General features: G+C 66.8%; 17 protein-coding genes and 1 tRNA gene. 9 read left to right on the top strand and 9 right to left on the bottom strand.

From position 1 onward, the window contains the following. Positions 1-20: 20 nt before the first annotated feature. The 4 genes from C470_RS13935 to C470_RS13920 all read left to right on the top strand — a co-directional run bounded on the left by C470_RS13935 (position 21) and on the right by C470_RS13920 (position 3,362). Positions 21-941: a DMT family transporter gene (locus tag C470_RS13935; RefSeq protein WP_049908755.1), complete on the top strand. Its 921-nt coding sequence runs from the start codon at positions 21-23 to the stop codon at positions 939-941. 87 nt (positions 942-1,028) lie between these two features. Continuing rightward, a complete protein-coding gene (locus C470_RS13930; protein ID WP_008368035.1) occupies positions 1,029-1,961 on the top strand; it encodes an alpha/beta hydrolase in 933 nt (310 codons plus the stop codon). A 94-nt stretch (positions 1,962-2,055) separates the two neighbouring features. Further along, positions 2,056-2,649, top strand: coding sequence for a GNAT family N-acetyltransferase (locus C470_RS13925; protein WP_004599020.1), 594 nt, complete (start codon positions 2,056-2,058; stop codon positions 2,647-2,649). Between the two features lie 110 nt (positions 2,650-2,759). Further along, on the top strand, positions 2,760-3,362 hold the full coding sequence (locus C470_RS13920) for a hypothetical protein (protein WP_004599018.1): 603 nt from the start codon (positions 2,760-2,762) through the stop codon (positions 3,360-3,362). Positions 3,363-3,393: 31 nt separating this feature from the next. On the opposite strand, the gene C470_RS13915 is transcribed toward C470_RS13920, so the two are convergent. Both C470_RS13915 and C470_RS13910 read right to left on the bottom strand, forming a co-directional pair. Continuing rightward, entirely contained in the window at positions 3,394-3,846 is a 453-nt protein-coding gene (locus tag C470_RS13915; RefSeq protein ID WP_004599017.1) for an RNA-binding domain-containing protein, read from the bottom strand. Continuing rightward, positions 3,843-4,466 (bottom strand): AAA family ATPase, encoded by a 624-nt coding sequence (locus C470_RS13910; RefSeq protein ID WP_008368033.1) that lies wholly within the window; start codon positions 4,464-4,466, stop codon positions 3,843-3,845. Before C470_RS13910 ends, C470_RS13915 begins: the two co-directional genes overlap by 4 nt. A 346-nt stretch (positions 4,467-4,812) precedes the next feature. Here C470_RS13910 and C470_RS13905 point away from each other — a divergent pair, with 346 nt between their 5' ends. From C470_RS13905 to C470_RS15425, 4 genes are all read left to right on the top strand, one after another. Then, positions 4,813-6,096: a DUF4350 domain-containing protein gene (locus C470_RS13905; protein WP_008368031.1), complete on the top strand. Its 1,284-nt coding sequence runs from the start codon at positions 4,813-4,815 to the stop codon at positions 6,094-6,096. After that, a complete protein-coding gene (locus C470_RS13900; protein ID WP_008368029.1) occupies positions 6,093-8,924 on the top strand; it encodes a DUF4350 domain-containing protein in 2,832 nt (943 codons plus the stop codon). Before C470_RS13905 ends, C470_RS13900 begins: the two co-directional genes overlap by 4 nt. A gap of 74 nt (positions 8,925-8,998) precedes the next feature. Further along, positions 8,999-9,073 (top strand) — tRNA-Arg (locus tag C470_RS13895). A 222-nt stretch (positions 9,074-9,295) separates the two neighbouring features. After that, a complete protein-coding gene (locus C470_RS15425; RefSeq protein WP_152418682.1) occupies positions 9,296-11,011 on the top strand; it encodes a DUF262 domain-containing protein in 1,716 nt (571 codons plus the stop codon). A gap of 54 nt (positions 11,012-11,065) precedes the next feature. Here the strand turns inward: C470_RS15425 and moaA are convergent, their stop codons facing one another. The 7 genes from moaA to C470_RS13860 all read right to left on the bottom strand — a co-directional run bounded on the left by moaA (position 11,066) and on the right by C470_RS13860 (position 17,579). Then, positions 11,066-12,070, bottom strand: a complete 1,005-nt coding sequence (gene moaA / locus C470_RS13890) for a GTP 3',8-cyclase MoaA (protein ID WP_008368027.1) — start codon at positions 12,068-12,070, stop codon at positions 11,066-11,068. Positions 12,071-12,185: 115 nt separating this feature from the next. Next, a complete protein-coding gene (locus tag C470_RS13885; RefSeq protein ID WP_007345956.1) occupies positions 12,186-12,953 on the bottom strand; it encodes an MBL fold metallo-hydrolase in 768 nt (255 codons plus the stop codon). A 75-nt stretch (positions 12,954-13,028) separates the two neighbouring features. Continuing rightward, the gene (locus C470_RS13880) at positions 13,029-13,454 is read right to left on the bottom strand and encodes a universal stress protein (protein WP_007345955.1); all 426 of its coding nucleotides are present in this window, start codon (positions 13,452-13,454) and stop codon (positions 13,029-13,031) included. 87 nt (positions 13,455-13,541) lie between these two features. After that, positions 13,542-14,099 carry a diadenylate cyclase gene (locus tag C470_RS13875; RefSeq protein ID WP_004599004.1) on the bottom strand — a complete coding sequence of 186 codons (558 nt, stop codon included), beginning with the start codon at positions 14,097-14,099 and terminating at the stop codon, positions 13,542-13,544. 101 nt (positions 14,100-14,200) lie between these two features. After that, positions 14,201-15,142, bottom strand: a complete 942-nt coding sequence (cruF, locus tag C470_RS13870) for a bisanhydrobacterioruberin hydratase (protein WP_008368023.1) — start codon at positions 15,140-15,142, stop codon at positions 14,201-14,203. Beyond that, positions 15,139-16,080: a prenyltransferase gene (locus C470_RS13865; protein ID WP_008368022.1), complete on the bottom strand. Its 942-nt coding sequence runs from the start codon at positions 16,078-16,080 to the stop codon at positions 15,139-15,141. The genes cruF and C470_RS13865 overlap by 4 nt, the downstream gene beginning before the upstream one ends. Then, the gene (locus C470_RS13860; protein ID WP_004598999.1) at positions 16,077-17,579 is read right to left on the bottom strand and encodes a phytoene desaturase family protein; all 1,503 of its coding nucleotides are present in this window, start codon (positions 17,577-17,579) and stop codon (positions 16,077-16,079) included. The genes C470_RS13865 and C470_RS13860 overlap by 4 nt, the downstream gene beginning before the upstream one ends. Positions 17,580-17,736: 157 nt before the next feature. Here C470_RS13860 and C470_RS13855 point away from each other — a divergent pair, with 157 nt between their 5' ends. Next, the gene (locus C470_RS13855; RefSeq protein WP_008368020.1) at positions 17,737-18,510 is read left to right on the top strand and encodes an SDR family oxidoreductase; all 774 of its coding nucleotides are present in this window, start codon (positions 17,737-17,739) and stop codon (positions 18,508-18,510) included. Positions 18,511-18,807: the final 297 nt, after the last annotated feature.

Raw genomic sequence — 18,807 nt, 5'->3', positions numbered from 1 at the left:
GCCGCGGGGAGAGGGCGGACGTGAGCCGTCTCAGAAACCTCTCGCTGTTCTTGGTCCTCGCCGCCGTCTGGGGCTCGGCGTTCGTCGCGATCAAGGCGGGGCTGGCGTACTTCCCGCCGGTGCTGTTCGCGGCGCTCCGGTACGACGTGGCGGGCGTCGTCATGCTCGCCTACGCGGCGTACACGGTCGACGACCCGATCCCCCGCGGCCGCGACGCGTGGTTGGAAGTCCTCTCCGGCGCCGTGTTCATCATCGCCGCGTACCACTCGTTCCTGTTCGTCGGCGAGACCGACCCGGCGGTGACGAGCGCCGTCGCGGCCGTCATCGTCAGCCTCTCACCGCTCCTGACCACGGTGTTCGCGCGCGCCCTCCTCCCCGCGGAGCGGCTGACCGCGATCGGCGCGCTCGGGCTGGCGATCGGCCTCGTCGGCGCGGTCGTCCTCGCGAACCCCGACCCCGCGAACCTGACCGGCGGCGGCACGGGCGCGAAGCTGCTCGTGCTGCTCGCGGCCGCCTCGTTCGCGCTCGGCTCCGTCCTCTCGCGGGCCTCCGAGGCCGACATCTCCATCGAGACGATGGAGGCGTGGTCGATGCTGCTCGGCGCCGGGCTCACCCACGTGGTCTCGCTCGCGCTCGGCGAGTCGATCGCCGGGGCGGTGTGGACGACGGAGTCGCTGCTCGCCCTGGGCTACCTCTCGGTCGTCGCGAGCGGTATCGGCTTCCTCATCTACTTCGACCTGCTCGACCGGCTCGGCCCGATCGAGATCAACCTCGTCTCCTACGTCGCGCCCGTGTTCGCCGCCGTCGTCGGTTGGCTCGTCCTCGACGAGGGGATCACCGCAACGACGGTCGCCGGCTTCCTGATCATCTGCGTCGGCTTCGCGCTGGTGAAACGCGACGCGATCCGCGAGGAGCTGCGGGCGGCCGGGCTGGTGCGGTGACCGGTCCGAACGCGCGCACGCCGAGGTCGACGACCTCCGGCGACCCCGCCGCAACCGTCTTGTCGAGGGCCCGACGAGTCTCGGGACGTGAGCGCCGACCAGATCGACCCCCAGGCGAAGCGTGCCGCGGCCCGCCAGTCGCGTATTCCCCTCCCGCACGGTCGCTACAAGCTGAAACTGCTCCGGCTCCTGACCGGCCCCCTGACGCGGCTTCAGAACCGCAACCCGCCGAGCGTCGGGGCGACCGAGTCGGTGACGGTCCCGGTGCCCGCGGGCGACAGCGAGGCGCGTCTGTACCTCCCGGACGGCGACCCCCCGTTCCCGACCGTCGTCTTCTTCCACGGCGGCGGGTTCGTCCTCGGGAGCGTCGAGACCCACGACTGGCTCTGTCGACATCTCACCCGAGAGAGCGGCTGTGCCGTCCTCTCCGTCGAGTACCGCCTCGCGCCCGAACACCCGTTCCCGGCCGCCGTCGAGGACGCCTACGCCGCGGTCGAGTGGGCGGCGGACTCGACGGAGCGGCTCCGCGGCACCGGCGACGTCGCGGTCGCGGGCGACTCCGCGGGCGGCAACCTCGCGGCCGTCACCGCCCTCATGGCCGCCGAGCGGGACGGCCCCGACATCGAGCGCCAGGCGCTTTTGTACCCCGGAATCGGAATCGACCCCGAACAGGAGTCGGTGCGCGAACACGCCGGGATCGTCCTCTCGCGGGACGACATCGAGTGGTTCTCGGAGGCCTACTACCGCAACGAGATCCACCGCCGGAACCCGTACGCCGACCCGATACACGCGGGCGACCTCTCCGGCGTCGCGCCCGCGACGGTCGTCACCGCCGGCTTCGACCCGCTTCGGGACGGCGGAACGGCGTACGCGGAGAAGCTCGTCGCGGACGGCGTCGCGACGCGCTACGAGAACTACCCGTCGATGGTCCACGGGTTCATGACGATGCAAGAGGTCGACCGGGCCCGCGACGCGATCGCGAGCGTCGGCGCCGACCTCGCGGACGCGCTCGACGACTGAGTCCCCGACGTTCGACGGGAGCCTCCGAGCTCGTCGTGGGAACAGTTCGCAGAGCGCCGGTGGGTTTTATCCGCAGGTCGTCGTCATCGCCGGTATGTTCCCGGAGACGATCGAGACGGACCGACTCCGACTCGAGGTCGGCGGCCCCGAAAACGTCGACCTCGACGAGTGCTACCGGATCTGTTCGTCGGATCTCGGCATCGACGAGGTGACCGAGTACGTCACCTGGGACCCCCACGAGACGAAGAAAGAGACGCTGGAGTTCCTCGAACGCAACCGCGAGCTGTTCGAGGCGGACGAGGCCGCGGGATACGTGATCCGGCCCCGCGAGGGCGAGGACGGCGCGGGGGAGATCGCCGGCTTCGGCGGCTTCGAGGTCGACTGGGAGAAGCGAACCGCCGTCCTCGGCACGTGGCTGCGGAAGCGGTTCTGGGGGCGCGGCTACTCCGGCGAGCGGGCGGCCGCGCTCGTCGCGGTCGCGTTCGACGACCTCGACTTGGACGTCGTCGCCGTGAGCCACCACCCGGACAACGAGCAGTCGCGGCGCGCCATCGAGAAGTACGTCGACCGGCTCGGCGGGCGACGAGAGGGACGCCTCCGCAACGCGCTCGTCTACGCCGACGGGAGCGTCCACGACGAGGTCCGGTACACGATCTCGCAGGCGGAGTGGCGGGAGTCGACCGCCTGAACACGGGGTAGCTCCGACGGTGCGAGGCGTTTCAACCGAGTACGCCGTTGAATTACGCTGACGATCCCGACCCAACAAACACTTACGGCGCCCGAAACGACACCGAGCGCATGTCCTCGTCACCATCCGGTGGAACGACCGCGACGACCGGTTCGGATCCGAGCATCGCCAGAGAGGCGGTCGGCGGCGCGGTCGCCGGCGCCGCCGCGTACCTCGTCGGCTACCTGTCCGTCTACGTCACGCAGAGCGGCCGGATCGAGGAGGGGCTGTCGGGCCTGAACTTCCTCGCCGAGCTGTTCGGGGGCGACCCCATCTCGGCGTGGCAGGTGTCCGGCTGGATGTTCTACAACGCCCACTTCGTCGAGACCGTGTCGCCAGCGGTGTTCGGCGGCACGTCGTCGCGGAACCTCCTCATGGAGGCCGAGGGCGCGGGGTTCCTGCTACTCGTCCCGCCGGTCCTGCTGCTGGTCGCGGGCCTCGTCGCGGGTCGGGTCGCCGACGCGGACAGTCCCCTCGACGGCGCCCGCTCGGGAGCGCTCGTCGCGGCCGGCTACCTCCCGCTCGCGGTCGTCGGGGCGTTCCTGTTCCGGTACGCCGTCGGCGACGGGAGCGTGGCGCCGGACATCGTCACCGCCGTCCTGCTCGCCGGCGCCGTCTACCCGGCCGTCTTCGGCGCTATCGGCGGCGCGGGCTCGTCGGCGTTGAGTAACTGAAGCGAAGGACCCGCTCGCGCCGTCTGGCGCCTCAGTACGCCTCGTCCTCGGGGTCGAACCGGTCGCCGTACTCGCGGACGGGGTCGACGGGCTGTCCCTCGTCGGTCTCGGGCGCGACGTAGTCGATGAACGACTCGACGTCCGGCTCGCGGACGCGCACGTCGACGTCGATCTCGCCGAGCTCGTCCGGCTCGCCGACCGCGAAGTTGACGACGCCCTCGAACGCCGCCTGCTTCTTCAGCGAGAAGGCGAACCCCTCGTCGGTGCTGTTCTGTCGGAAGACGCGCCGCGCGGTGTCGAGTATCTCCTGCTCGTGGAGCACGTCGGAGAAGGCGTCGAGACTGTGCGTCTCGGAGACGAGCCGCCCGTCCTCGTGGACCGGCTCCGCGTCGGGGAAGACGTTCTCGACGGCGTCCGCGACCCGGTCGGTCACCTCCGTGTCGTTGACCGGCGTCTCGATCCGGACGTCGACGCTGTAGATCACGCGCCGTCACCTCCGGCCCCGGGCGCCTCGGCGTCGGCGGGGTCGCCGTCGGAGGGGCCAGACTCCGCGTCCGCGACGCCCAGCACCTCGCGGACGCGCTCGCGGAACGCCGCGAGGCTGTCGGTGTTGTCGATCTCCACGTCGGCCCGTTCGAGGGTGTCGCCGAGGCCGAGCTCCACCTCGCGCTCGTCGCGCTCGCGGAGCGCCGCCATGTCGGAGTCGGAGTCGTCGCGGCCGCGCTCGCCCAGCCGCTCGGCGCGCAGCTCGAACGGCGCGCGGATCGCGACGAGGGTGAAGTCGTCGCCGAACGCCTCGCGGAAGCGTTCGAGCTCGACGGTCGAGCGGAGGCCGTCGACGAGGACGGTGTCGTCGCGGTCGCTCTCGGCCGCGGCCTCCCGAATCCGGGGGAGCGTCCGGGCGGCGATGGCGTCGTCGCCCTCCTCCTCCCGGAGCGTGCCGGCCATCCGACCGTGGTGTTGCGCCGGATCGAGGCCGCGGCGGCGACACTCGGCGCGGACCACGTCGCCCATGACGACGACGGGGATGCCGGCCGCCTCGGCCACGTTCGCCGCCTCCCCCTTCCCGCTGCCGGGGAGGCCGACGGTTCCGATGACGTTCATTATCGGCGGATACTCCGCTCGCGGACTTAGGTCTGCTGTTGAGAGGCGCCGCCCGCCGGCGGAGGTAAGTCTGCTCTCCGCACGGGACGGACCGCGGGGGCACTCGGCCCTCGACTGCGGAGCGTTTCGGAGCGCTCCGGAACGCTCCGTAGTGGGGGAGATCATTCCGGACGAGTAGTATAAAATTATTTAAATTAGCCGTCTGACGGGGCGTTCGTGGCTGACGTGTGACAGTACGACTCGTACTTCCCCTCGCGCTCGCCCTCCGCTTTCTGGAATCTCGCGCCTCGCGGTTCCGTTCGGACGGTGGAGAGTCGCGACGGCGCGCGCCGGCCGCGGACGATTCATGCGACGACGAACACTCATTACGGGAGCGGCGGCCGGCGGTATCGGCGGGATAACACTCATCGGGACGGGCGCGTTCGACACGGCGAGCGCCGAGCGGACCGCGACGGTGAACTTCGCGGACGACGAGGACGCGTACCTCGGCCTGGTCTCGAAGAGCGCGTACGCGACGACGGACGGCGACGGCGAGCTCGCGCTCGCGTTCGGGGACGTCTCGGGCGTGGGCGACGGGATCGGGCGCAACTCGCAGTTCTTCTTCGACGAGGTGTTCGCGATCGCCAATCAGGGGACCGAGACGGTCTCGATCACCGCGACGAGCGACACCGACTCGTTCGACGGCGAGTTCCGGCTCTACCCCACCGGCGACCGCGACGGGGTCCTCGACGACCCCGACAACGCGGTCGTCTTAGAGACCGGTGACGAGCAGTCGGTCGGGACCTACGTGGAGACGGGCGACGTCGACGTCACCGAGGACCTCGACATCGATATCACCATCGAGGCGGCCTTCGAGGAGGGCGACGACGAGCCGGACGACCCCGCGCCGGAGCCGCCCGAGACGATCGACTCGATACAGTTCTACTCGGCCGCGAGCCAGATCGCGGCGGACGGCGAGAGCCAGCTCACGGACGATTCGCTGATCGCCGTGAGCGCACCGCCGGGTGCGGAGAATACGGATCAGTCGGACGTGGACGATAGCGTGGAGTACGAGCCCGAAGACGATGTGCCGCTCGTCTCCCTTGACGGCGCGGTCGCGGGGTTCGGAACCCCGGAGATGATAACGGATGGTGAGGCTGATTTCTCAGCCGGAAACGAGGAGTTCGTTTTGAACGTGTTTGACGAGCTGATCGGTAGCGGGACCGTCCTTTGGGACGAAGGTCACGGTGGTTTCTGGACCATCTCCGACGACGAGGAGAACGCGTTCGGAGACTTCGTCGGATATGCGGAAAACAACGGCTACACCGTCGAAGCGACGACAAATGTGGAAATCGACCTCGGCGACGCAGACGCCATTATCGTCGCTTCTCCATCACAGGCGTATTCGGAAAGCGAGCTGACAGCGCTCGATTCGTTCGTTTCGGATGGGGGCGCCGTGCTTCTGTTCGACGAGTCCGACTACATTAACGAGGAATCGGACAACCTGAACCAGATAGCCGCGGAACTGGAGATTGGCTTCCGGTTCAACGCAGGTCAGGTAGAGTCCGACGGGAGTTTCGACTTTACCACCAGCGAGTTCAACACGGACGATTTCGGTGGACTGTTCGCGGACAGGGAGGGAATCCAATGAAGCGCCGCAGCGTCATTATCGGCCTCGGCGCGACCGCGGCCGGCGGCGGAGCGATCGCCACGGGCGCGTTCGACACGGCGAGCGCCGAGCGGGACGCGACGGTCGCGCTCGCGGACGACGCGAGCTCGCTGCTGTCGCTCACCCCGCTCGACGACGAGTTCGCGTTCGTCGACGACTCCGGCGAGCTCGCCCTGGTCTTCGACGAGGTGGAGGGCGGCGGCACCGGGTTCGGCTCGGGCACCGTCTACGAGGTCGGCGAGGTGTTCCAGGTGAGCAACCAGGGCACCGAGGACCTCGGGCTGTTCGCGACGGTCGACGACGGCGCGATCGGCGACGCCGAGTTCGCGCTCACCGTCGACGGCGAGGAGCTCGGCCCCGACCCGACAGTCGAACTCGACGTCGGCGAGGCGGTCGCCGTCGGCGTCGAGGTCGACGCGGGCGACGATCCGACCGACGGCGAGGTGTCGATCACCGTCGGCGTCGGCGACGGACCGATCGAGGACCCGGGCGACGGCCCCGGCGACGCGCCGACCGAGTTCGTCGACCAGTTGGTGTTCGACTCGACCGCGAGCCTGCTGGCCGAAGACGACGGCTACCTGCCGAGCGAGGCGATCGCGGTCGCGGCCGAGTCGACCGCGCAGTCCGTCGACGCGGACGGCAACGGCGACGCCACGACCTACCCGGACGACGAGCCGCTGCCGCTGATGGCGGTCGACCAGAACCTTCCCGTGGTCGCGTTCGGCTTCCCGTTCGCGCAAGACGACGGCGTCACGTTCGGCGAGTACGGGAACGAGGAGGTGCTGTTGAACGTCCTCGACGAGTACGCCGACTCGGAGACGGTGCTGTGGGACGAGGGCCACGGGCAGTTCTACGACCTCGCCAGCCACTCCGGGTTCGAGGGGTACGCCGAGGAGAACGGCTACGACGTGGCGGCGACGACCGACCTCGAGAGCGACCTGCTCGGGCCGGCCAGCGCGATCGTCATCACGTCGCCGTCCGAGTCCTTCAGCGGGAGCGAGATCACCGCGCTCGACGACTTCGCCGACGCGGGCGGGCTGATTGTGTTGATGGATCAGTCCGACTTCGACAACTTCGACGCGACGGACAACCTCAACGCGCTGGCGAGCGGGATCGACACGCAGATCCGGTTCAACGACAATCAGGTGATCGATTCCGAGAACAACGCGGGCTCCGACTTCGTTCCGACGACGACCGACCTCGACACCGAGAACTACCCCGGGCTGTTCGCCGACCGCGAGGGGCTCGGACTCGAACTCGACCCGAACGAGGAGTACGACGTCGAGGTGGTGAGCGTCACCGACGGCGACACGGCCGACGTGGAGTTCTCCGAGGGGCAGGTGGAATCGATCCGGATCCTCGGCATCGACACGCCCGAGACGGGCGACACCGAGGAGCGCCTCCAAGAGTACGAGGGTATCGACGACGCGCAGGCGCTCAAGGATAAAGGCGACGAGGCGACGACCTACGCGGAAAACCAGCTCGAAGTCGGGAGCACCGTCACCCTGTCGTTCGACGAGAACGAGGGGCTCCGCGGGAACTTCGGACGCCTGCTCGGCTTCCTCGAACTCCCCGACGGCAGCGTGTACAACGCGAAGGCCGTGGAGGACGGCTGGGCCCGCGTGTACGACTCCGGGCTCGGGAACCACGACGCGTACTGGGACCTCGAACGCGCCGCCCGCGACGCGGGCGACGGGATCTGGGAGATCTCCGACGTCGAGGCCACGCCGGTCGTCGGCGACGAGTCGGTCGACGAGCTGTTCGTCCCGTTCGCTTCCTCGGTCGCGACCGCGGACGGCGCCATCGCGGGCGACCGCGTGCCCGTCGAGTCCGAGGGCGGCGACCCCCTCGTCGGCGTCGACGGGGCGAACAACGTCGCGCTGCTCGGCGGGCCGCTCCCCGCCGAGAGCTTCGAGAGCGACGAGAACGACGAGGGCCTCAGCACGGAGCCGTACGGGAACTACGTCTTCCTCACAAACCTGATCGACGCCGTCTCGGCCGACGGCCGCGAGGGGAGCGTCGTGATCGACGGCGGGCACGGCCAGTTCGCGGCCGACTACGCGCTCTCCGCGGAGGACGCCGCCTACTTCCAGCGCTACCTCGAAGGGTTCGCGATCGAGTTCGACGGGAAGAACGACTTCGACGACGACCTCGGGCGCGACCTCGCCGAGGCCCGCGCGGTGATTGTCACCGCGCCGGACGACGAACTCGGAAGCGACGAGGTCGCCGCCATCGAGGACTTCCGCGACGACGGCGGCGCCGTGATCCTCGCGAGCGCCGGCGCCGGCACGGACGACGCGGCCGACGCCCGCGACAACCTCGACGCGCTCGCCGCCGACCTCGGCTCCGACCTGCGTACCGGCGACGCGGTGACCGACGAGGAGAACAACCTCGGCGGGCCGGAGAATCCGACGACGACGAACTTCGACACCGACTTCGACCTGTTCGGCGCCTACGGCGACGGCGACGACGGCGGGGACGGCGGGTCGAGCGTCGACCTCGCGGTCGACGAACTCGTCGCCGACCCCGAGGGCGACCAGACCGAAGACGAGTACGTCAGCTTCGTGAATCAGGGCGACGAGACGGTTGACCTCGACGGGTACGTCGTCGACGACGAGGTCGACAACAGCTACACGTTCTCCGGGATCAGCGTCGATCCGGGCGCGACGATCACGCTGTACACCGGTACCGGTGACGACACCGAAGACACGGTGTACTGGGGGCGCGGGTCGCCGGTCTGGAACAACGGCGGCGACACCGTGTTCGTCACGGGTCCGGACGGGAACACCGTCGTCGAGTACGGGTACTGAACGCGGTCGATTCGGGGCGATCCCCGACGCGAACCGCGGGCGTTTTTTAGACTGGGGGGATCAGGAGTTGATGAGGGCACATAGCTCAGCCCGGATAGAGCGTCGGACTTCTAATCCGACGGTCGTGGGTTCGAATCCCACTGTGCCCGTTCACTATGAGTATAGATCCATTTTGAATAGATATCGACAATTCGGATGTTATACTCAGGTCTAGGTATACGATCAAAAAATAGATACTTCTATTCTACTAGGTTTGATTCTATAGGGATCTTAAAAGCACAGAAACACCCGATTCTAGATGCGTAATCGATATATCTTGGGGTAATTACACGTACCTAATGCTTATTTATTAATGGTTTATATACCATATCATGCCGACCAACGAAATGGAATTACAGGCCAAGGAACTGAGACTTATAGATCTCCTTGGAGAGAATACGTGGATATTTGAGATCCCGATATTCCAGAGAGAATATAAATGGGGAAAGGAACAACGCGCTGCTCTTTGGAACGATATTACATCAATAGGTAGTGAACATAAGTCCTCTCACTTCATCGGACAAGTCATTTTAGTTAAAACAGAAGGAAATGATGAAGTTAATACTTACAAGATTGTTGACGGCCAACAACGCTTAACTACACTGTCTATTCTAGTTTGCGCAATTCGCGATGTTGCGGGACTATCTCATGATCAAAAAAATGTTGAGAGCATTTTAACGACATATGACCGAACCGGAGACCCGATCAGGACGCTACATCTTCTTGATTTTGATGATACCGCGTATGAACATATATATGAAGGAAATCCGGAAAAAGTTGAGGAAGATCATCCGTTACGTGAATGTTATGACTACTTTTCAGAGAAAGTCTCGGATTTAAATCAAGAGCAAAGAACAGATCTGCTCGCAGATACAGTTCATAGTATCAACTTGGTGCGAACCACTTGTGGAAGTATGACTACAGCATACCAAGTGTTTCAGACCCAGAATGAAAGGGGCCTATCCCTATCACCAATTAACCTTGCTAAAACGAAACTGTTGGAAGAATCTGCTAAGGCTGGGCTTGATGAACGAAACATCCGAGATCGATGGGAAAATATCTCAAGCAGGCTGGAAGAGAATGATCTAGTCAGTAGTGCCGCACCGAGACGGGCAATTACTCACTACCTTGTAGTGGATGACCAGTATCAGGCTAGCGGCCGAATAACAACTAAAGATTTCTATGGCGCATTTACAGCTGCGCTTGAAAATCATGAGGGGCCAACTGGGATCAGAGAATTTGTAACAAAATTGGAAGACTATACCGATCGATATATCGATATTCATGAAGGAACTGTTCGAAAATATCGTCGAAATAGACGAGCGCTTTTAAATAAGCAAATGAGATTCTTCCAGACGAAGAACGCGCATGCTCCCGTAGTTCTACTCTACCTCGTTGAAAACGTAGATGGTTCAGACCGAATGGAGAAACTACTCCGTTTGGTAAACAAACTTAATGTGAGGCTCAATCTGGAGGACGCAAATCCTGCCCATCATCGGGATAGTATGTATCAGTTAGTGGATCGACTGACAAACTCTAGTGAAAGTGATTGGGAGTCTGAGATAGAAAATCTCATCGGAGAACGAACAATTGGTGACGATCAATTGTTTGAGGTCCTGAAGGCTAGAGAATTGCCTAACAGTAAATTCACTCGTAATCTACTATTAGCGCTTGAGGAAGATTACTATCAGGCAAACACACCGGAAACTCAGCTAGATCCGGAACGGATACAATTAGAGCATATTGCTCCATTGAGATCTATGACCTCTCAGAGTTACAGTGCCTGGAAGGCTGTGTTCAATAATAATAGAGAGAGGTTTGACTTGTATAAATCCAGATTAGGGAATCTCACGCTATTAGCAGATGAGCAGAATGCTCGTGCTAGCAATAACTCATTTGACGAGAAATGTAATCTTTATCACGATTCTGAAATCTCCATGACAAATAGAATTCCGAAAGACTACGATGATTGGGGTTTCAAGGAAATCGAAGATCGAACAGAGAAATTGGCATCAGATATAATCAATTTCTGGGGAGTCGACAACTAAGATCTTATTAAGAGGCCCTGGGAGGAGGGATGCGAATTGGTTTGATTGGATTTCTCAATCCGCCACGCTCGGCGCCCCGAGGTACTTCTCGTTCAGCTCGTACTCGCCGTCGTCGCCCTCGACGAGATACTCGCCGTAGTAGGGCACGCGGTTCGCCACCACTTCCTCGAACGTCTCCGCGATCTCCTCGCGGGTCATCTCGCCCATCGAGCGGAGGTCGTCGTTGCGGTTGAGACAGCCCTTCAGGTACCCCTCGTGGGTGACGCGGACGCGGCCGCAGTTGGCGCAGAACTCCTCGTTCTCGACGGGGTCGACGATCTCGACCATCCCGCCCGTCTCGTCGTCGCTCTCCTCGCCGACGAAGTACCGTTTCCGGTCGTGCATCTCGCGGTGCTCGACGCGGTCGGCCTTCTCGGCGAGCCAGTCGTGGACGCGCCCGATGTCGACGTTCCACTCGGGCTTGCCCGTCAGCTCCGGCATGTACTGGATGAGCTGGAGCTGGAGCCCCTCGTTGTCGGCGACGTGCTCGACCATCTCCTCGACGTAGCCCGCGGTGTGCGTGAACACGACCATGTTGAGCTTCACGGGGTCGAGCCCGGCGTCGACGGCGGCTTTGACCCCCTCCAAGACCTTCTCGTAGGCGCCCGATTTCGTCACCTCCGCGAAGTCGTCCGGGTCGAGCGCGTCCTGCGAGACGTTGACGCGGTCGAGCCCGGCGGCCTTCAGGTCCTCGGCGCGCCCGGGGAGGAACGTGCCGTTCGTCGTCATCGAGACCTCCATCGAGTCGGGCGTGCGCTCGATGATCTCCTCGAGGTCCTGCCGGAGCATCGGCTCGCCGCCCGTGAACTTCACGGCGTCGACGCCGTACCCCTCGACGACCTCCAGGAAGCGCACCACGTCGTCGGCGGTCATCTCCTCGTCGCTCGGCTCCATCGGCCCGCGCGTGTCCCCGAGCCCCTCGTTGTGACAGTAGACGCAGTCGAAGTTACACCGGTCGGTGAGCGAGATCCGCACCCCCGTCACCTCCCGTCCGAAGTCGTCCGCGAGTGGGCCGGCCATACGAGTCCGGAGCGACTACGCGCGCTTAAATATCCGGGTCGAACGTGTGGGTGCGTAACACTCAGCGGTTACGTCGCGGCCGTGACTGCGGCGACCGTCGGTTACGAGTCCGGGTTCAGAGCGACAGGCGGAGCCCGTCGGTCGCGGTCCGCACTTCGCCGTCGAACCCCGCGTCGCGGACCCCCTGTTCCATCTCGCGCTCGCGGCCGCCGGTGTGCGGGTAGAGGTGCGAGAGGAGGAGCGTCCCGATCTCCGCGCCCGCGAGCGACTCGCCGAGGCTCGTCGGCCGCGGGTGGTTCGACACGTCGACGTCGTCCGGGAACGAGCAGTCGTGAACCAACAGCTCCGCGCCGTCCGCGAACGACGCCATCCCCGCGAACGCCTCGGTGTCGCCGGAGAGCGCGAGCGGCCCGTCGCTGGCCTCGGCGTCCGAACTCGGCGGCGAGAACCGGTAGGCGAACCCGTCCATCGAGTGGCGCGTCTCGCGCGCGGTCACGTCGAACCCGCCGGCGCTGAACGAGCGCGACGCCGACACCTCGCGGACCGCCAGGTCGATCCGCCCGTCGAGGTAGTCGTGGACGTCGAGCAGGCCGTCGACGAGCGACTTCGTCCCCGCGGGGCCGACGACTTCGAGGTGCTCCTCGCCGGCGAGCCAGCGCGCCTTGAGGAGCGGGAGCAGCGCCGCGACGTGGTCGAGGTGGTGATGGGTCAACAGGACCGTCGAGACGCCCTCGTAGCCCGCGTCCGTCCCGGCGAGCCGCTGGAGGACGCCGCTGCCGCAGTCGACGAGCAGCGACCGGTCGCCGTCGTCGAGGAGGTAGCCGGCCTGCGCGCGGTCGGGGACCGGCATCGCGCTGCCGGACCCGAGCACCGTGAGTTCCATGTCGACCGGTCGCGTCCGGATCCACCTAACTGGCTCGGACGAGCCGGGACCGCGGCCGACGATCGGGGCGTTTCGCTATTTGATGAGGAACACCGGCACCGACGCGTCGTCGGCGACGCGGTCGGAGACGCTCCCGAGCGACCGGATCCGCTCGCGCGGCGACTTCCCCTCCGGGCTCATCACGATCACGTCGATGCCGAACTCGTCGGCGTACTCGACGATCTCCGTGTCCGGCGTCCCGTGCGCGATGTGGGTCTCGACGTCGAGGCCGGCCTCGCTCGCCGCGTCGGCGACCGCGTCGACCGCGGCCTCGCCCTGCGATTCGAGATCCGCGACGACCTCCTCGTGGAGGTCGCCCGAGTTGGCGGTCGTCACCCGCTGGTCGACGACGTACAGCGCGTGGAGCGTCGCGTCGTGGTCCGTCGCGAGCCGTATCGCGTGGTCGAGCGCGCGGTCGACGGCCTCGCTTCCGTCGGTCGGCACAAGGATCTCGTCGTACATGTCTCGGTGTTCGCCCGGCCCGGGCTTAACGGTGGGGCCTCGGTATCGGCGTCCGGGAGCGCCGCGCGCGAGGCGGAGCGGGGAGCGCTACTCGCCCCGCCAGCGGCCGCCGATCTCCTCGCGCCGCATGCTGTTCGCTTCGCCGTCGCGGAAGACGCTGACGCGCCCAGTCTCCTCGCTCAGGGTCACCGTCGCGACGACCTCGGGCCGGACGGAGGTCTCGATCGCGCTCATATGTCGCGACCCCATCCACGGCTCGTAGCTCACGTCGTCGACGAGGTCGGCCTCCTCGTCGCGGGTGCCGAGGTCGCGGAACCGGACCATCTGGCTCTCGATCTCGCCGTCGACGGCGACGACGACGCCGCCGTCCTGCGCGACGCTCACCGACTCGGCGGCGGCCGCGAGCGCGTCGCCGTCGAAGACGGAAGGGGCGGTGTCTCGCGGCCAGCAGTTGTCGCCCATCGGGTCCGCGTACGCGCCGTAGTCGCTGTCGCCGATGACGGCGAAGTAGAGCCCCGGCCCCTTCACGTGCGGCTCCTCCCACCCGTCGAAGGAGACGCTGACGTGCTCGGCGCAGTATGTCAGCCGGTCGACGACCTCGCGCACCCGATCGTGGTCGCCGTAGTCGATGGCGAGGTCGCTCATCGCTGTCTGTCCTCCAGGGGTCGTCCGCCGCGATTGCCGCCGTCGGTCACGAGCGAGCAAACGCGATCCCGGTATATAAGCCGGCCGAGTCGGGCGGGAGCCTACGACCGCCGCCACTCGGTGAACAGCCGCGTGTCGAACCGGTCGGCGCGGACGAGGCCGACGCCGAACGCGGCCGCGACCGCGGCGGGCAGGAGGTTCCCGAACCAGAGGTTGATTCCGCCCCAGAGGATCACGAAGCTCACCATGTCGTCGAGCATGAACTCGCAGTCGCGGAGGCGCTCGCGGATCCCCGCCGCGGCGAAGGCGCGGTCGAGCGTGACGACGGCGACGACCGCGGACAGCACCCACCCGGCGTAGTTCGAGAGGGGGACGCCGTAGAACGCGCCGCCGCCGAAGTCCCAGAAGCCGAGCGACACCGCGCCGGGGTCCAAGACGACGTCCATCGCGACGACGACCGGGATCACCGTCGCCAGCCGGACCCACACGCTGTCGGCCCGCGACCCGAGCAGCAGCAGGCAGAGCAGGTAGGCGTTCATCACGAGCGGGATGAAGAAGACGGGGAGCGCGACCGGCACGCCCCCGAGCATCGGCCCGAGGTCGACCGTGTACGCGAACTCCCCGTACGGCCACCCGGTCGCGACGCCGACCCCTTCGATGAGGTACGTGTACGCGGTCAGCACGCCGATCCAGCCGAGCGCGCGGCGGTCGATCGTCGGCAACACGCCCACGACCAGCGGCGAGCGCATCACGATCACGCCGAACAGCACGAACCACGGGTGGAACGCGAACGGCTCCGGCACCCACCCCTCGGCGCTGCCGACGAGCGCGATCGCCCCCACGAGCGGGAAGACGACCGCGATGGTGAAGCGGTTCTCGCGGACGAGTCGGTCGAGCAGGGCCTCCGCCTCGCGGCGCGTGTCGGGCGCGCGCTCGCGGAGGTCGTCGAGCCCGGAGGCGGTCGTCGCGGCGGCGGCGCCTCCGGTCGCCCCGTCCCCTGCCGAGCCGCCCTCGGCCGATCCCCCGCCGTCGCCGTCGGTCACGGCAGCGCCTCCCAGAGCGGGTACACCCGCCAGAGGCCGCCCATCGACAGCAGCGTGCCGACGACGGTGTTGAGCGCCGGGAACCACCAGTAGGCGCGGTCGACCGAGACCGACGAGCGCGCGACCCACGCGACGAAGACCGGGTACACCCCGAGCAGGGCGCCGAGCCGCGGGTCGACGAGCCAGAACGCGGCGGCCGCGGCGGCCCACGCCGCGAAGCAGTAGCCGTAAGTGCGCCCCTCGCCGAGGAACGTCGCGGTCGTGTCGATCCCCGCCGCTCGGTCCGGTTCGATGTCGGGGATCGCGGAGAACGTGTGCATCCCCATCGTCCAGAGCCACGCGCCGGCGAGCGCCGCGAGCGGCGGGTGCGCTCCCGCGACGGTCGCGTACGCCGCCGCGCCCGGCAGGGCGTACAGCCCGTTCGACAGCGAGTCGAGGAACGGCGTCGTCTTGAAGCGGGCGGGCGGCGCGCTGTAGCCGACCGCGAGGACGAGGAACCCGAGCAGGTACGGCCACGCGACGCGGGGCGTGATCGCGAGCGTCGCGAGTCCGAGGAGGCCCGACGCGACGACCGCGGCGATCACGAACCGGCTCCCTCGCCAGCGCGCCTCGCGGCCCTCCTTCTTCGGATTCAGCACGTCGATGTCGGCGTCGAACACGTCGTTGACGCCGTAGAGGAACACGTTCGCGGGGACGAGGAAGTAGGCGGCGAGCGCGATCGTGACGGGCGTGAATAGTCCGCTCACGGCGTCGATGCCGTAGGTGACGCCGACCGCGACGGGGCCGGCGAGGTAGAGCCAGAAGCGCGGCCGCGACAGCACAAACAGGTAGCGGAGCCCCTCGCTCCCGGTCCCGGCGGGCCGCTCCCGATCCTCCCCGGGGGAGTGAGGCTGCTCGTCCTCGGCGGATCGGTTCTGGTCGCTCACGGCGGAGATCACACGTCGTCGTCGGCCATCGCTTCCGCGGTCAGCCCCCCGCTGATGAGGCACATCGGGACGCCGATGCCGGGCGTCGTCGTCGACCCCGTGAAGTAGAGCCCGTCGACCGCGTCGGAGGTGTGCGGCGGGCGGAGCAGCGAGGTCTGGGTGAGCGTGTGCGCTAAGCCGAGCGCGCTGCCCGCGTAGCTGTTGTACCGGTCCGCGAAGTCGTCGACGGAGAACGTCTCCTCGACGACGATCCGGCCGCGGAGGTCGGTGTCGGTGTTCTCGGCGATGTCGTCGATGACGAGGTCGCGGTAGCGGTTGCGGATCTCCGGGGTGTCCGCAAGGCCGGGCGCGATCGGAACGAGCGCGAAGAGGTTGCTGTGGCCCTCCGGCGCGACCGTGTCGTCGGTCTTCGAGGGGACGCAGAGGTAGTAGGCGGGGTCGTCTGGCCACTCGGGGTCGTCGAAGATCTGCGCGAAGTGCCCGTCCCAGTCGGTGGGGAGGACGAGCGTGTGGTGTTCGAGGTTCGGCACGTCGCCCTCGACGCCGAGGTACAGCAGGAACGCGGAGGGGGCGTACGTCCGCGACTCCCAGTACTCCTCGGTGTACTGCCGCTTGCGCTCGGGCAGCAGCTCCTGTTCCGTGTGCGCGTAGTCGGCGTCGGAGACGACGCGGTCGGCGAGGTAGCGCTCGCCGTTCTCGGTGTCGACCGCGAAGGCGCCGTACCGGCCCTCGATGCCGGTCACCTCGGCGTCGGTGACGAACTCGACGCCGAGCTCCTCGGCGAGCTCGACGATGCCGTCGACGACGGCGCCGATCCCGCCCTCGGGGTAGTAGACGCCCATGTTGTAGTCGACGTGGCTCATCAGGTTGTACAGCGCCGGCGTGTTCGTCGGCGAGCCGCCGAGGAACACGAGCGTGTACTGCATCAGCTGCTGGAGCTTCGGGTGGTCGAAGTAGTCCTCGACGTGCCCCTGCATCTTGCCCAAAAGCGAGAGCCCCCACGAGTAGCGGAGGACGTCTTTGTCCACGTAGTCGCGCAGCCGCGGGCGGTCCTCGTACACGAAGTGCTCCATCCCGATCTCGTAGGTGCGCTGAGACTCCTCGAGGTACGCGTCGAACGCCTCGCCCGCGCCGGGCTCGTACGACTCGAATATCTCCCTGTTCTCCTCGCGGTCCGGCAGCACGTCGACCTTGTCCCCGTCCTTCCAGAACACCCGGTAGTGCGGGTCGAGCCGCTCCAGCTCGTAGAACTCGTCGGGCGACCGGCCGAAGTGGCCGAAGAACCGCTCGAACACGTCCGGCATCAGGTACCACGACGGCCCCATGTCGAACCGGAAGCCGTCGACTTCGAGCCGGCTGGCGCGCCCGCCGAGCTGCTCGTTCTTCTCCAGCAGCGTGACGTCCGCGCCGGCGTCCGCGAGGTAACAGGCCGTCGAGAGGCCGCCGAATCCGCCGCCGATCACGACGACGGACTCGCCGGCGACGCCGTCGATGTCCGGGACCACGTCCATACGCGATCGTAGGAGCGGCGACGGTATAAATCCGGTCAGACGCGCCGCGGAAACGTCCCGAACGTGTCCGGGACGCCGGGCGAGGCGGGAGACCCGCTCCGCCGGTCCCGGCCCGAGTGGATACCACTAAGTCGCCGACGCGCGTACCGGGTTCCACATGGACCTGACGGTCGCGATCACCGGCGCAACGAGCGGGATCGGGAGAGCCGTCGCCGAGGCGTTCGTCGACGAGGGGGCGTTCGTCGCCGTCTCCGGACGCGACGGCGCGGCCGTCGATCGCACCGTCGCGGCGCTGAACGGCGAGGGCGACGACGCGGGCGACACGGAGGCTTCCGAAGACGGCGACGGCTCGGACGGAGACGAGGCCGACGAGACCGCGGCCGAGCGCGGCACCGCCTGGGGCGACCGCGTCGACGTGCGCGACGAGTTCGACCTCGAGCGCTTCTTCGAGCGTATCGCCCGCGAGGCCGGCCCGGTCGACGTCGTGTTCGCGAACGCCGGCGTGTTCCACGGCGCGCCGGGCGAGAGCCCGACGACCGAGCTCTCGTACGCCGACTACGACGACACGATGCGCACGAACGCGCGCGGCGTGTTCGCGACGATCACCGAGGCCGTCCCCCACCTCGCCGACGACGCGCGCGTCGTCGTCCCGTCGGGCGCGGTCGCGGCCGAGTCGAAGCCCGGGATGGGCGCGTACGCGGTGTCGAAGGCGGCCGCCGAGGCGGTCGCGCGCGGCTTCGCCGCGGACCTCAACGCGACGGTCGGCGTCGTCGACCCCGGCCTCGTCGCGACGGACCTCACTGGGAAGGAACGCGCACGCGACCCCGAGAGCGTCGCGCCGCTTTTCGTCTGGGCCGCCACCGAGGCGCCCGCCGAGGACCTGAACGGCGAGCGGCTGGGACTTCGGGAGTGGAAGTCCGCGACGCGATAAGAGTGGATTGAGTTCGGGTCGGCGACGACGGTCGCGAAGGCCTCAGTCGTTTGTTTATAAATATCTGTTCGCAGATCGGCGGCAGACACCGCCAAAGCCCCAGCCGCACGCTTATAAATGGCTGCTGGCGGGTCGGCGTCAAACACCTCCAAAGCCCCAGCCGCGAGGCGGGCGCACGCTCGCTGCGCTCCTCGTCACTCGCTGCGCTCGTTCCTGTGGTGCTTGCGTCGCCTGCGCCCGCCTCGCGACTGCCCCTTTGAGTCCCGCCCCGCACAGCGACCGCACCTCACACCTCCC

Origin of the sequence: Halorubrum distributum JCM 13561, assembly GCF_000337395.1 — an archaeon.
Lineage (GTDB): Archaea > Halobacteriota > Halobacteria > Halobacteriales > Haloferacaceae > Halorubrum > Halorubrum distributum.
Note: the sequence above shows the minus strand (reverse complement) of the source record. Positions and strands in the feature narration are given on the sequence as shown.